14 protein-coding genes and 1 pseudogene are annotated in these 14,616 nt (G+C 41.7%); 5 read left to right on the top strand and 10 right to left on the bottom strand.

What is annotated here, in order from left to right; all coding sequences use genetic code 11:
- The first annotated feature begins 32 nt into the window (after positions 1-32).
- Positions 33-377 (top strand): helix-turn-helix domain-containing protein, encoded by a 345-nt coding sequence (locus tag N5E84_RS20265; RefSeq protein ID WP_029388105.1) that lies wholly within the window; start codon positions 33-35, stop codon positions 375-377.
- Here N5E84_RS20265 and N5E84_RS20270 read toward each other — a convergent pair.
- The 10 genes and pseudogenes from N5E84_RS20270 to N5E84_RS20315 form a co-directional block, all read right to left on the bottom strand.
- Positions 378-1,111, bottom strand: a pseudogene (locus N5E84_RS20270) (hypothetical protein). It lies immediately after the preceding gene.
- Entirely contained in the window at positions 1,111-1,836 is a 726-nt protein-coding gene (locus N5E84_RS20275) for a hypothetical protein (protein ID WP_019281640.1), read from the bottom strand. The pseudogene N5E84_RS20270 and the gene N5E84_RS20275 overlap by 1 nt, the downstream one beginning before the upstream one ends.
- On the bottom strand, positions 1,833-2,558 hold the full coding sequence (locus tag N5E84_RS20280; protein WP_019281641.1) for a hypothetical protein: 726 nt from the start codon (positions 2,556-2,558) through the stop codon (positions 1,833-1,835). Before N5E84_RS20280 ends, N5E84_RS20275 begins: the two co-directional genes overlap by 4 nt.
- Positions 2,555-3,283 (bottom strand): hypothetical protein, encoded by a 729-nt coding sequence (locus N5E84_RS20285; protein ID WP_019281642.1) that lies wholly within the window; start codon positions 3,281-3,283, stop codon positions 2,555-2,557. Before N5E84_RS20285 ends, N5E84_RS20280 begins: the two co-directional genes overlap by 4 nt.
- On the bottom strand, positions 3,280-3,996 hold the full coding sequence (locus N5E84_RS20290) for a hypothetical protein (RefSeq protein WP_019281643.1): 717 nt from the start codon (positions 3,994-3,996) through the stop codon (positions 3,280-3,282). The genes N5E84_RS20285 and N5E84_RS20290 overlap by 4 nt, the downstream gene beginning before the upstream one ends.
- On the bottom strand, positions 3,996-4,697 hold the full coding sequence (locus tag N5E84_RS20295; RefSeq protein ID WP_019281644.1) for a hypothetical protein: 702 nt from the start codon (positions 4,695-4,697) through the stop codon (positions 3,996-3,998). The genes N5E84_RS20290 and N5E84_RS20295 overlap by 1 nt, the downstream gene beginning before the upstream one ends.
- Positions 4,698-4,734: 37 nt before the next feature.
- Complete coding sequence (locus N5E84_RS20300) at positions 4,735-5,766, bottom strand: IS630-like element ISVa15 family transposase (RefSeq protein WP_026027704.1); 1,032 nt, start codon at positions 5,764-5,766, stop codon at positions 4,735-4,737.
- 32 nt (positions 5,767-5,798) lie between these two features.
- Positions 5,799-6,527: a hypothetical protein gene (locus N5E84_RS20305; protein WP_095661357.1), complete on the bottom strand. Its 729-nt coding sequence runs from the start codon at positions 6,525-6,527 to the stop codon at positions 5,799-5,801.
- On the bottom strand, positions 6,524-8,455 hold the full coding sequence (locus N5E84_RS20310) for a lipase family protein (protein WP_019283414.1): 1,932 nt from the start codon (positions 8,453-8,455) through the stop codon (positions 6,524-6,526). The genes N5E84_RS20305 and N5E84_RS20310 overlap by 4 nt, the downstream gene beginning before the upstream one ends.
- A 2-nt stretch (positions 8,456-8,457) precedes the next feature.
- Complete coding sequence (locus tag N5E84_RS20315; RefSeq protein ID WP_019283413.1) at positions 8,458-9,300, bottom strand: DUF4123 domain-containing protein; 843 nt, start codon at positions 9,298-9,300, stop codon at positions 8,458-8,460.
- A 509-nt stretch (positions 9,301-9,809) separates the two neighbouring features.
- Here N5E84_RS20315 and ylqF point away from each other — a divergent pair.
- The 4 genes from ylqF (at position 9,810) to N5E84_RS20335 (ending at position 14,614) form a co-directional block, all read left to right on the top strand.
- Entirely contained in the window at positions 9,810-10,754 is a 945-nt protein-coding gene (ylqF, locus tag N5E84_RS20320) for a ribosome biogenesis GTPase YlqF (protein ID WP_069212206.1), read from the top strand.
- 224 nt (positions 10,755-10,978) lie between these two features.
- On the top strand, positions 10,979-12,124 hold the full coding sequence (locus tag N5E84_RS20325) for an efflux RND transporter periplasmic adaptor subunit (protein WP_019283412.1): 1,146 nt from the start codon (positions 10,979-10,981) through the stop codon (positions 12,122-12,124).
- Positions 12,114-13,400, top strand: a complete 1,287-nt coding sequence (locus tag N5E84_RS20330; protein ID WP_069212207.1) for a TolC family protein — start codon at positions 12,114-12,116, stop codon at positions 13,398-13,400. Before N5E84_RS20325 ends, N5E84_RS20330 begins: the two co-directional genes overlap by 11 nt.
- Positions 13,397-14,614, top strand: coding sequence for an ABC transporter permease (locus tag N5E84_RS20335; protein ID WP_069212208.1), 1,218 nt, complete (start codon positions 13,397-13,399; stop codon positions 14,612-14,614). The genes N5E84_RS20330 and N5E84_RS20335 overlap by 4 nt, the downstream gene beginning before the upstream one ends.
- Positions 14,615-14,616 lie beyond the last annotated feature (2 nt).

The following is a 14,616-nucleotide window of genomic DNA, read 5'->3' on the forward strand; positions in this document are numbered from 1 at the left end:
CAATAAAGGTGATAACAAAAAGAGGATGGACTATGGTGTTTAGCGAAGAGGATCGCCAAGCCTTATACAATGTATGGATGTCACAAAAGGCTAAAATGCATTTGACTCAGATGGAGATGGCTAGGCGACTTAACCTTACTCAACTTGAGTTCTCACATCTTTTACGAGGGGATAGCTCTTTATCGATGACGTTTATCAGTCAATTCTGTCGTCATCTACATATTGAGCCGCACAGGGTACTACCGAGTTTGAAACAGACCGCCACCAGCGAGGTAAAAGCGATCTGTTTAAAAAACCGAATAAGTGTTGATGGTGATATCCAGCATGTTTCTATAGAAGGTAATCAAGTGATCATTGAATACATTCATTATGCCTAATTATTGCGCTACAGCGACTTGTTCTTGCACTAACGGCTCAGCGCGGTAATTTTCACCGGCTAAAATATCGTAATGAATCACGGTGTCGTTATTGAATTTCGAGAAATCGTAGTAGGCGGTGTAAGCGTTAAATTCGACTAAATCTTTTTTATCTTTCATTTTCCCATTAGTATAAAAACTGCAAGCCAAGCCTGTAGACCATTCATCTAAGTCTTCGTAATATCTTGCTCTACAGTTTTTTGCTTCAATAGAAGAACCAAGCTCAATTGATCTATTATAATATTCATTGCCTGCTGGTGAAACTCGTAACTGGGCAAAACCAACAGTATCAAATTTGTTGTATGCTTGAATGGAAAAGTCTCTTAATTCCACGATACAGTTTTGTTCATTTTTATACGTTTGGTAAGGGATCCTAAATTCATAACGTGAATAATCTTTAGCAAAATTATGCGTAATTTTTTGGCTTATCTTTCCTCCTTTATGGGATTTTTGACCAAATAAATCGTAGGAATAGGCCTCACACTCATCTCCTGTCACCCAAAAATGAGTCCAAACTTCTAAATAAGCATCTATAGGCTTTTCCCTGATATAGTAATATAGGACTCATCAGGTTCATCACCCAAAATATTCGGTTGAGAAGTCTGGTAATAATCAGACCCAAGGAAAAATAATGCGATGGATAGTACAATAATTGATATTCTTTTTTTCCTATTAGTATTAGTGATAAATTTCACTATTGCGGCCCTTTCTCTTTATCTAACGGCTCAGAGCGGTAATTTTCACCGGCTAAAATATCGTAATGAATCACGGTATCGTTATTAAATTTCGAGAAATCGTAGTAGACGGTGTAGGCGTTTGATTCTGGTTCCTTGGTTTTAATTATATCATTTGCGAAATAAAAACAAGTCATAGCTCCTGACCATCTATCTTTGCTTGCCCATTGCCAAATCTTGGCATTACATTCCTTTGCTTGTACGATTGAATTAATATCAATCGCCTTATCATAGCTATTTGTTGGAGAATAAATTCGCAATTCAGCAAAACCATTTTCATCAAAATCGTTGTACACATGAATAGAAACATCTCTTAAGGCAACCGTACACTGATTACTATCTACTACGGATTTATAAGGTAAACGCAATTCATAGCGGCTCGGATCGTCTGAAAAATTATAGGTATATTTTTTATCAATTTTCCCTCCCTGATGCGCTTTACGGCCAAACATATCATAAGAATAGGTTTTACATTCATCACCGGTGACCCAATATGCAGCCCAAGCAACTACTTGAGCATCGGTTGGTTTTTTACCTGTGATCGTAATATAGGGTTCATCTAGTTCATCACCCCAAACATTCGGCTGAGTGCTTTGGTAGTAATCATAACCAAGGAAAACCAATACAATGAATAATACAATAATTGATATTCGTTTTTTCCTGTTGACATTAGCGATAAATTTCACTCTTGCGGCCCTATCTTTTTATCTAACGGCTCAGAGCGGTAATTTTCACCCGCTAAAATATCGTAATGAATCACGGTGTCGTTATTGAATTTCGAGAAATCATAATAAGCGCTGTAGGCGTTGAATTCTTGATCTTGACTTTTTTTCTTACCATTAATGTAGTAATAACAACCAAAACCATTTGTCCATTGATTGAACTTTTCATGGTAATATGGCTCACAATTTTTTGCTTCAATTGAGAATTTAAAATCAATTGGTCGATTATAATATTCTTTTCCTGCTTGATAAATTCGCAATTCGGCGAAACCCGCTGTACCAAATTTATTGTACGCTTGAACTATAATTCTCCCTAATTCCACATCACAATCTAATGAGTCGTGATATTTTTGATATGGAATTCTCAATTCATATCGATTGGGATCCGTAGAAAAGTCATGTGTGATATGCCATTTTACATTTGCCCCTTTTGACCATTTCACATTAGAAAAGCTGAACGTTCGTGCTTTACAAGAATCTCCACTTGCCCCCCATCTTGCCCAAGCATCGACTTTGGCATCCTTAGGTTTTTTACCTATAATCGTAATATAGGATTCATCAGGTTCATCGCCCCAAATATTCGGCTGAGTGCTTTGGTAGTAATCATAACCAAGGAAAACTAATACAATGAATAATACAATAATTGATATTCTTTTTTTCCTGTTGGCATTAGCGATAAATTTCACTCTTGCGGCCCTATCTTTTTATCTAACGGCTCAGAGCGGTAATTTTCACCCGCTAAAATATCGTAATGAATCACGGTGTCATTATTGAATTTCGAGAAATCATAGTAGACGGTGTAGGCGTTGAATTCGACTAAATCTCTTTTATCTCTGATTTTCCCATTAGTATAAAAACTGCAAGCCAAGCCTGTAGACAATTCATCTAAGTCTTCGTAATATCTTGCTCTACAGTCTCTTGCTTCAATCAAAGAGTTAAATGATAAAGATTTGTCGTCAGTTGAATTTGGACTATAAATTCTTAATTGAGCGAAACCAACAGTATCGAAATTGTTATATGCCTGAACTATAATATCCCCAAGAGTAACATCACAGTTTAATGCGTCATAATATTTTTGGTAGGGAATTCTCAATTCATATCGGTTGGGATCCGCAGAAAAATCATAGGTGATATGTAAATCTACATTTGCCCCTTTTGACCATTTCACATTAGAAAAACTGAACGTCCGCGCCTTACAGTTGCTTCCACTTGCTCCCCATCCAACCCAAGCATCGACTTTGGCATCCTTAGGTTTTTTACCTGTAATCGTAATATAGGATTCATCAGGTTCATCACCCCAAACATTCGGCTGAGTGCTTTGGTAGTAATCATAACCAAGGAAAATCAATACAATTAATAATACAATCATTGATATTCTTTTTTTCCTGTTGGTATTAGCGATAAATTTCACTCTTGCGGCCCTATCTTTTTATCTAACGGCTCAGAGCGGTAATTTTCACCGGCTAAAACATTAAATTTTATTATCGTATCATCAGAAAACTGAGAAAAATCGTAATAGAACTCATAAGGTCTAACATCTTTTAGTCTGGATTTATTACCAACAAAATACTCACAGTTAAACCATCCATCCCACATATCGTTTTTCCCTTGGTGGAATTCAGCATTACAATCTCGTGCTTCTATTATCATCGATGTAGAAATAGCCTTTTCATAAGGCAGCTCGCCCTGAGGATAAGCTCTAAATCCTGCAATCCCATCAAAGTTATTTAAGACATTTACCTGAAAATCTCTCAATTCAATATTGCAATCATTATTATCTACTACAGATTTAAAAGGTAAACGTAATTCATAACGGTTTGGATCGTCTGAAAAATTATAGGTATATTTTTTGTCAATTTTCCCTCCCTGATAAGCTTTACGGCCAAAAATATCATAGGAATAGGTTTTACATTCATCGCCCGTTACCCAAAATGTAGCCCATGCAACTATGTGGGCATCGGTTGGTTTTTTACCTGTGATCGTAATATAGGATTCATCAGGTTCATCGCCCCAAATATTCGGTTGAATGCTTTGGTAATAATCGTATCCAAGAAAAACTAATACAATGAATAATACAACAATTGATATTCGTTTTTTCCTGTTGGCATTAGCGATAAATATCACTATTGCGGCCCTTTCTCTTTATCTAACGGCTCAGAGCGGTAATTCTCACCGGCTAAAATATCGTAATGAATCACGGTGTCATTATTGAATTTCGAGAAATCGTAGTAGACGGTGTAGGCGTTGAATTCTTGATCTTGGCTTTTTTTCTTACCATCAATGTAGTAATAACAACCAAAACCATTTGTCCATCGATTGAACTTTTCAGAGTAATATGGCTCACAATTTTTTGCCTCGATAAAAGTACTAAATGATAAAGGCTTTTCGTTATTTTTATTAGTCTTATAAAGACGCAATTTAGCAAAACCAACTTGGTCAAAATCATTTTTTGCTTCGACTTCTATTTGGTGTAATTTCATATCACAACCAGAAGAGATAAAATTATGAAAAGGAAGCCTTAGCTCATAGCTATCATTACTTTCCGAAAAGTTATGTTCAAATAATATATCTGCTTTTCCACCTTTCCTTTTCTTACCATCCGAGGCACTCCAAGAAAATGATTTACATGTTTCACCACCGCCAAAAAATGTACCATAAGCGGTTATATGTGCATCTAACGATTTTTTCCCTCGAATCACAATATATTGATCTTCTGAAGAGGATCCAAACGGTGGCTGACGACTTTCATACCATTCAACTAGCGGATAAACCACGTAAAACATCAGTACAAAGAATAAAATTAGTGTAAGTATGATTTTAGTCATCACTTTCACTATTTCGGCCCTTGCTCTTTATACCGAATCAACTTGAAGATGCAGGCTTGAGAACCTGAAAATGATCATTAATTCGAGATGTCAAAGAGCCTGCGATCTCTGGAAGAGTCACAGAAAAAAATTGGTCTATTGCCGCCTTGAAGTCCCGTTTTCTTTTGAAGTAAACGTTGTTCCTCGACTTCTCATTCATTACTTTCCATAGCCGCTCTATTGGGTTGAGGTTTGGACTGTAAGGTGGAAGATAATGCAGTTTAATATTCAGGACAAACGCCGCATCTTTGACTAAGTCACTGCGGTGATATCCCGCACCATCTAATATGATATGAAGCTTATGGGCTAACGAATAACTCTCTCTTAACTTACAGAAAAAACGAACAATCGATTCACTGTTAATGCTCTCATAGTCGTGAACAATGGTTGCACCAATATCCGACAGGTTCAGTGCGCCAATAATGTTCAATCGGCTACGATTACCCGTTGTTTCAATCACTTTATCCTGACCAGTACGTATCCAGCCATGCGATATCTTTGTTGATAGTGTTGGGTGAACTGCATCGATAAAGACTATCGATTCATCCTCGCCACAGCTTGCCTTTAGCGCTTCATACGCCTCTATGAATGCTTGCTGTTTTGCTTCATCAAACTTGTGTGGTATGCCTTTCGGTTGCTTGTAGCTAAAACCATTATGGTGAAGCCATTTGTTCATACCAGAAACAGTATAATCAAGCCCAAACGTCTCTTTAACATAGGCGACAATTTGATGAGTATGAGAATAGGTTTTCTCAGTCAAATGCTCGATTAGGTGCATGGTTTGAATAGCAGAAAGCTTGCTTTGGCTTCCTCCATTCTCAGGCTTAAGTTTTTCAGAAAGTACGTAGTCACTGAGGTGACGTGCAACGGTCGATTCATGAATACGAAGAGCTTGTGAAATCATAGTCTGACTCCAGCCTTCAGAAGCCAGCAAAACAGCCTTAATACGGTCGCAAACTCGACTATCACGCTCAATGTCGTGCATCTGTTCGAGTTGCAGTTTCTGTTGAGGAGTCAGTGTGATTTTCATGGTTTGTAGCATGATCCTGATTCTATTGAAAATCAAGCATCTTCAATGATCACGGGTATATCTAACGGCTCAGAGCGGTAATTCTCACCGGCTAAAATATCGTAATGAATCACGGTGTCATTATTGAATTTCGAGAAATCATAATAAGCGCTGTAGGCGTTGAATTCTTGATCTTGACTTTTTCTCTTACCATCAATGTAGTAATAACAACCAAAACCATTTGTCCATTGATTGAACTTTTCAGAGTAATATGCGCCACAATCCTTTGCGACAATTGATAAATCAGGCTCAATTGCTCGATTATAATATTCTTTTCCTGCCTGTGAAACGCGCAACTGAGCAAAGCCAGCACTGCCAAATGAGTTATAAGCCTGAATAGAAAAATCTCTTAATTCCACTATACAATTTTGTGAATTTTTATACGTTTTAAAAGGGATCCTAAATTCATAGTTTGAATCATCTTTAGCAAAATCATGCGTAATTTTCTGGCTTATCTTTCCTCCTTTATGGGCTTTTTGACCAAATAAATCGTAGGAATAAGCCTCACACTCATCTCCTGTCACCCAAAAATGAGTCCAAACTTCTAAATAAGCATCTATAGGCTTTTTGCCTGATATAGTAATATAGGACTCATCAGGTTCATCGCCCCAAATATTCGGTTGAGAAGTCTGGTAATAATCATACCCAAGAAAAAACAATGCGATAAATAGTACAACAATTGATATTCGCTTTTTCATTGTGAGGTTATTCAATAACTTCATTGTAGCTGTTCCTTAATTTCATCAGGTAATGTTTTCTGCGCTATTAATAGTTTTGCTAAAGGTAAACGCTCAGGGTCAGAGACTATCTGCTTGAGCTCTCCTCTTATTTTATTGCGATTCTCTATTAGTTTATTTATAGAATTCATCTCATTCATCAAACGTCCGATGCTCAACGCTGGTGTAGCATTTCCTAAAGATTCAGCCCAAGTTTGTTTAACGGTGAGATAATTTCCCTGTAAAGTAGCAATTTCTTGGTCGAGAGCTGATATTGCTTGTTGGTAATGCACCATTAAACTTTCATTACTTAAAGAATACATTTGTTGCCACAAATTAGGGATATAATATTCCATTCCATGTTCTGCAATTGAAGCATCGGACAAGCTATTTACCAAAGTAACAGAATCATTGCTGGCTAATTTTGCCAGATCTAGCATAGTGATTTGTGTTTGCCTTGGCGTCAGTAAAATCTGGTCAGAATCATTATAAGTTAATAACTGCGATAAATGACCATGGTGGAGATAATTATCATCGTCGTTATCGGTGAGCATTTTCTTAATCAATGTTATACCACTACTAAATACATCCCATTTATCGAGTCCCTCTGTAAGATCGGTATTTGCCCATATCATGGGGATTTGAGCAACTAAATCGTGGTTATTAACATGACGATAATGCTGAATATCTTGGTAGCGAATAACAAAACTGCGCGTTCCCGTACGTGGCATTCCATATGTATATAAACGCAATACTGAAGGATGATAACGATCTTTAATCAGTGCACTTAGTAACAATGCACCAGCACCACCTAAACTATGACCACAGAGATAAAATCGTTTAGTAGAGTGATTTTTTAAAATATCATCAGCTAGTAGTGTATTTTTCCACAACGCCATCGAATATTGATAAAACCCTCGATGGACATACGTTCCACCAAACTCTTCGGGGGCGATTTGAGCGGCATCAAGGTCCGTTATAATAAGGTCTTTCATTCCTGGTGAATCGGTAGCACTTTCTACCTTATCCGCAATCACAGCCGCCATACCTGAAGCCGCTTTTATAATTTTAAATTTAGTGTTATTAACAGGTGGCTTCTTACTCTGGAAATAAGGCTCTGTACCTCTCACACCTATAATCGCCAATTCATCGTTAAAGATGATGTAACCTTCACTGCCGACATCATCCTCGGCATAATATTGAGCACTTAAAGCTCTGCTGTATGGTATTTCTTCTAGTAGCCATTTCGCCTGTAAATCCCCAGAATAAGCAGGTCTTTCTTTGCGCTTTAACTGAGAAATTACCGTACTAATCGCACCCTGATTATCTGTTGTCTTACCATCATCCCTACTAAAATCGTTAGTCGCATAAGCCAATTTGGACAACAACGCAAAGGTATAACTATTCACCAAACTAAATTCATCGGTATCAATAATCACTGGCATATAACTGCGCAGTGCTTTGATTTCAAAAACGTAACTTTGGTTGTGACTAAGGCTGAACCCTGCTTTTTCCGCAGAGGCATTGGTATCTATCCCTTTATGATGCTCTTGCAAAAACTCATCTTGAGGGGCTTCATCCCAAAAATCACCTATGGTAGTGCTGTGATACCGTTTCGGGCTTTGCTCAGCAGCATCACGCTCTGCCGATGCGCGGGTTTTCACTGGCGACTCTTGCCCTTCTTTACGGCTGGCGTACTTTTCGACTTCGCTTAACAAAGAGGCTTGGCTGACAGAAGCGCGCCATTCACCTGCGGCAATATTTGCAAATAATACTTTACCGGCGCTGGTGGTTTGCGTGTGTGTGTTGGAGGTAATTTTGTTCGTAATGGTGACGGCAAGGCCATCAATCGGTTCATCGTTTTCACTCATGAACTCCAGTTCCAACCAGTTTTTCTCTGGGTTGCACTGCACGCAATGGTTAAATGAATCCATGATTATCCCTCATGTTGTAATTGGCGACTTAAGGCATGCAGAGCGTATTTAATCTCTTCATTTTGATTGTCTTTGATCAGTTCTATCATGCTAGGCTGAGCCAAGTATTCGTTGCCCATAATCGCCGCGATGGCCGCGCTCATCACACGATACGTTAAGGTTTGCTCAGCAGCAGAGAGAAACGGTGTGAGCATGGAAGCGATATCACGCCCTTGCGTAAGATGCTGGTCCATTGCCTTGGGGAAATGCTGCCATAACCAAGATTCAAGGTTAGCTTTTAACAAAGGTAAGTTCTCTTGTTTATCAAGATGATGCGCTTTTATTACCCACCAAGAGCCTTGCTGAGCATTAAATGGCGCGTGCGAGGTGTTGTCAAACGTGACTAAGTGGCCTTGGCCACCATTATCTAATGCAGCCAATTGATTGATATTGCCCAAAAACTGGTTCACTTCTGATTGGTCCGTTCGTGCTAACATAGCAATAATGACCGACCTATCGTAAAAGCGAAACATCACTTCCTCGCCCTCTAATCCGGCAATTAATAAACTGCGAAGATGCTGCAAAACTTCATCACCCACGGCATGGCTTGACAGCCCAATACCCTGTTCAAGTAACGCTTCAGGGAGCGACAATATCGATTCAGAAACAGGGATTAACCATGGAGAGAGTGGCATCACCTCAGTAAACATTGCACCATAAAACAGAGGCACGGCTTCTTCAAATCCAAAGCCCCCATTTTGCTGTAAGGCCTGCTTGTGAAGCTTGCGATCAACTAACCAATAGCGATGATTTTGCTGCTGTTGAAACCAAGAGAGGATCATGACGGTTTCCCCTGCGTAGAGCATAATCTTACGGCTGGCATATGGGCTTGCTCTGCGTTTAATAACGCTTGGTAAGAAATGGTTCGAAGAGCGGCTGGCATGGTTTGGTCCTTTTTCGTGAATCGCATCGCATAATGTAATGCCTCACCAAGCAAAAGCAATGCCAGTGTTAAATTATTATATTTCAATGGGTTATCTTAGGTCTTTTGACTGCTTGAGCAATAAATTGCTCCGCTGGGCAAAAACTTGCTTAACCAAGCACGATCTGACCGAATTTTTGCTCGGCTCAGTACTCTCTCACCGACAAGAGATGTAACTGCACGAGCGTCGTCAATCCTAAGCCGCCCCACCTTTGAGAGAACATGTAAAGTTCACCACACAGCTTAGATTCCAGCCTCGCCAATTAAATGTTAACATCATCACATCTAAAACTGCGGTGGTTATCAGTAAACCTTGTTGATGATTCTCATAAACATCAATAAAAACTCACTTCCTCCACCAGCAGAATTTTTACATTAAAAGGCAGTTTTCAAATGGTTAACAACACAATTCAATGGTTTCCGGGGCACATGCATAAAGCACGTAAGGAGATCGAAGAGGTCATTCCGCAAGTTGATGTGATTATCGAAGTGTTGGACGCTCGTATCCCGTTTAGCAGCGAAAATCCACTTATCTCCCATTTGCGTGGTAATAAACCGTGTGTGAAGGTACTCAATAAACGTGACCTAGCAGACCCTGAAATGACGCAATTGTGGATCGACCATTTTGAGAAAGAACAAGGGGTGAAAGCAATGGCGGTCACCACGTCTAACCCTCAAGAAGTGCATAAAATCATGGAGCTTTGCCGTAAGTTGGCACCACATCGTGAAGAAGTGGGGAAAAATATTCGCACCATGATCATGGGCATCCCGAACGTCGGTAAATCAACCATCATCAACACCTTAGCCGGTCGCGCTGTGGCTCAAACAGGTAACCAACCCGCCGTTACTCGCCGCCAACAACGTATCAATTTGCAAAATGGCATTGTGCTGTCCGATACTCCGGGAATTTTATGGCCTAAAGTGGAAAACCCACACAGTGGTTTTCGTCTAGCCGCAACGGGGGCAGTAAAAGATACTGCCATGGAATATGAGGATGTAGCCTTTTATACTGTTGAATATTTAGCGCAAGCTTATCCTGAGCGTTTGCAAGAGCGTTATCAAATCGATGAGTTACCTCAATCTGATGTGGAATGGATGGAAGAAATTGGCCGCAAACGTGGTGCTCTGCGCCCCGGTGGCCGTATTGATCTGCACAAAGCGTCGGAGATCCTACTGCATGAATTGCGCCAAGGTATTCTCGGCCAAATTACTCTTGAACGCCCTGAAATGATCACCAAAGAGTTAGTGGAAGTGGAAGAACGAGCGACCAGAGAAGCCGAGGAAAAAGCAGCCAAAAAAGTAGAGCGTCGTAAACGTTATTTGCGTAATAAGCGCTAAATTCCTCTCGGATCCCTTCTACGCTACACCTCATTTCTACTATTACCATCAGGGCGGTCAATGATCGCCCTTTTCATCAGAACAGACAACTGCATGCTGTTTGCTATTTCTAGCTGACATTATCATGACAAATCAATACAGGTTTTTATGCGCTACTTCTATAGCATGAAGGAACCTTCTGATGACACTCAAGTCATACCACCATTATTTATTTTCTCCTTGATATGGAATTGTTCATGAAAAAGCGTTGGGCCATCGCGGTAATTAGCGCCGCCTTAATCAGCGGGGGCTATTACCTAACTACCAATAGCAATGAATCTCTCTCGGCTTTCCCCACTCTGACGGTCGAACAGGGAAATATTGCCAAACAGGCAATCGCTGTTGGCCAAATCGTGCCAGCTCACTCGGTATCTATAAAATCGCAAATTGAGGGGATTGTCGGTGAAATTTATCATCGGGTCGGTGAACAAGTTACCTTGGGCACGCCTTTGATCAAAGTGCGTCCAAATCCAACACCGCAAGCGTTAACCGACGCAACCACCGCTTTAATGCAAAGTGAGGCGAGCTTAGATTCCGCCAAACAGACGCTGGCAAACTTGCAGCAGTTAGTTGAACAAAAGATTGTGCCGGAAAACTACGGTGAGCTAATCCAAGCAAAATCAGAGCTGAAATCAAAACAAGCCGAAGTGCAACAAAAAAGGCAGAACCTTGAGCTGATCCGCAGCGGTGAAGCATCGGTTGGCGATTCGAAACTCACGTCCACACTCGTCGCCCCCATTGATGGCACCATTTTAAACCTAAAAGTGGAAGTAGGAGAGCCGATCATTTCCACTGCCTCAAGCCAAGCGGCGACTGAAATGATGTCGATTGCCGATATGAATGACATGATTTTCAAAGGCAGTGTCAGTGAACATGATGCAGCGCAACTCGCCGCAGGGATGGCCGTCAACTTAACGTTAGCACCGTATCCAGAAGCAGAAATCAGCGGCGTATTAAGCAAAGTTGCGGTTCAATCTGATAAGTTGAATAACCCTAGTGATACCAAAACGACTAGCTTTGATAATGGATTTGAAGTGGAGATTAACCAGATTCGCTTTCCTGACAATATGGTGATTCGCTCGGGCTTTTCTGCTACCGCACAGATCACATTAAAGAGCGTGGAAAACGTCATCACCATTCCAGAGCGCGCATTGCGATTTAGCGGTGACAAACCTGAAGTCTTGATCCCAGATCAGTCAGAACAAGGTTACCAAGTGCGCGCCGTAACCTTAGGTTTGTCCGATGGCATTAATGTGGAAGTGATTGCGGGTTTATCAGCGGACGATGTGATCATCGACAACAGTTTATTCGGAGGCAAAGATGACCACTAAGCGCCCTTTTCAACGTAATGCGCTAGCAGCCGCGCTAATGACGTTCTGTGGCGCGGTGACTTTTTCAGCTCACGCCATCACTATTGAACAAGCTTGGCAAGCCGCCAAAGCTTTTGACCCTACTTATTCACAAGCACAGATCCAATCTCAAATCAGTGAAACAGAGGTCCGAAGTACCAAAAGTGCCTTGCTGCCTTCTTTTAGCCTCAGCGCGGATACCTCATGGGATGACGATGGCAACAACACTAAAGGCTATGGTGCCACATTAAGCCAAACCATTTGGGATAGCGCTAATTGGGCACAGCTCGACCAATCTCAAGCAAGCTATGTGGCATCACAATTAAAAGTGAAGACTGCACATAATGAGCTGGCTGCAACATTACTGTATGCCTATCTCGATCTCGCCAGCGCGCAAGGCGATCGACAACTTGCTGAGCAAAAGTTCGTAGAAGGTGCAAAACTGCTGAAGATTACCGAGCAGCGTTACAAAGCAGGAAAAATTCAATCAACGGCATTGGAAGACATGCGTGCTAACCACGTCGATGAGCAAGCGGATATACTCAGTGCGCAAGCTGCTCTAGAAGAGAAAAAGTCAGCCCTTATCGCGCTCATCAATCGAGACCCACAGCACATTGACCAAATTAAAACGACCGACCTCATTGAACCGCCAATGCAAGTCAGCAGCGAAACTGAATGGTTAAAGCTTGCGCAGGATAACAGCCCTGAGTTATTGGCTGCCCAGCAGGAAGTCGCCGCTTCTGAATTTGGCCGAGATGCAGCCAAAGCCAAATATTATCCCACCTTATCTGGCAGTGTTTCTTACCAAGACAATGATCAGGGTCGAGATGGGGATCTCAGTGCAGGTTTAAGCTTAAAAATTCCGTTGGATTTGAATGGTTCCACGCGCGCCACGGTCGATCAGGCTGCGCTGCAAGTCTTAAGCGCCAAGCAAGTACTGCGCAAGGTAGATATCGAGATTAAACGCAAAATTCAAAGTGGCTTTAACCAAATCCATCTGGATTGGCGACAAGTGGAGATGGCTCAGTTACAAGTCCGCTCACGAGAGCAAGCTTTAAAAAGTAAACAAACCGTTTATGAGTCAGGAATGACTGAAGCTTCTGATTTGATTGACGCCCATAACGCTCTGTTTAACAGTAAAAACAGTCTACAACGGCGATTGTACCAATATTGGAAGCAGCGGATTGGCCTGCTGCAAGCTGCTGGGCAGTTAGATGATGACGTGATCGCTTCGCTCTCTCAGGCTCTGCACTCATGATCTCAAGCCTACAACAAGTCGTGCAAACGCTGCTTGCCCATCGGCTACGCAGCGCCCTCGCGGTCATTGCTATCGTTTGGGGTATTGTGTCGGTTTTAGTGCTCGTTGCCTTAGGTGAAGGATTTTATCGCGTCAATACACAATCTTTCGCGCTGTTAATGAGCGATACACAAATGGCTTTCCCCAGTCAAACCACCAAACCTTGGCAAGGCCTTGCGGCAAGACGAGCGATTACCCTTTCAGAGCCGGAAATGCGTGCTTTGGCACAGCACCCAAACATCAGCGCATTATCAGTTATCTACGGAAAATGGGATGCTAAAGTGACGAATGTAAAAGGCCGAATGCTTCCCGGTTACGTCAGCGGGATCGACTCTCAATTTTTAGTATTGCGCAACTTGCAACTGACCGCGGGGTCACGCGGCATTCACGCCAGCGATCAGAAAAACCATTCCCGAATTGCGGTGGTTGGTTGGCAGTTGGCACAAGTTGGTCAGCTATCTATTGGTGATACGATCAAAGTCAATACCATTCCCTTCTCGGTTGTCGGTATTACTCAGCAGCAAGAAGGGGGCATTTCTATAAACAATGAAAACAGCCAAGTGATGATCCCAAGCAGCGCTTTTACTGATCTTTGGCAAAGTGAGCCTGAATTTTTCCTTGTGCAGCCCGCCGCAGGGATACCAGCCGCGGTATTGCGCATGAACATCCTCTCTTTCTTCGCCAAACAGAAACATTTTGATCCGAGCGATACTGAGGCCATAAACCTACCTGACTTCAGCAGCGGCGCTCAATTTTTCAATGCCTTGTTTCGAGGTATACAACTATTTTTAGGGGCAAGTGGAGCGATGACGCTTGCGGTCGGCGCTTTGGGCGTCGCCAATATCATGTTCCTTTCTGTCACGGAAAGAACGCGGGAAATTGGTGTGCGTTTAGCCATTGGCGCAACACCGAAGATCATTTTGCGCCAGTTTATTTTAGAAGGTGGGTTGCTAGTGGTATTAGGTGCAGTGTTCGGAATGCTCCTCTCCTATCTGGTGGTACTATTACTGAATTACATCGGCTTACCTGATTGGCTCGGCGAACCAGCCATCACTGTGCCAGCTCTAGGCTGGTCACTGCTCGTCACCACGTTGTTTGCACTGCTGGCTGCTTATTTCCCAGCAAAGCGTGCCGCCAATCTCACCCCCGTCATCGCATTAAGTGCGAGGGCTTAATA

It is taken from the genome of Vibrio sp. J502 (assembly GCF_025397955.1).
Taxonomy (GTDB): domain Bacteria; phylum Pseudomonadota; class Gammaproteobacteria; order Enterobacterales; family Vibrionaceae; genus Vibrio; species Vibrio anguillarum.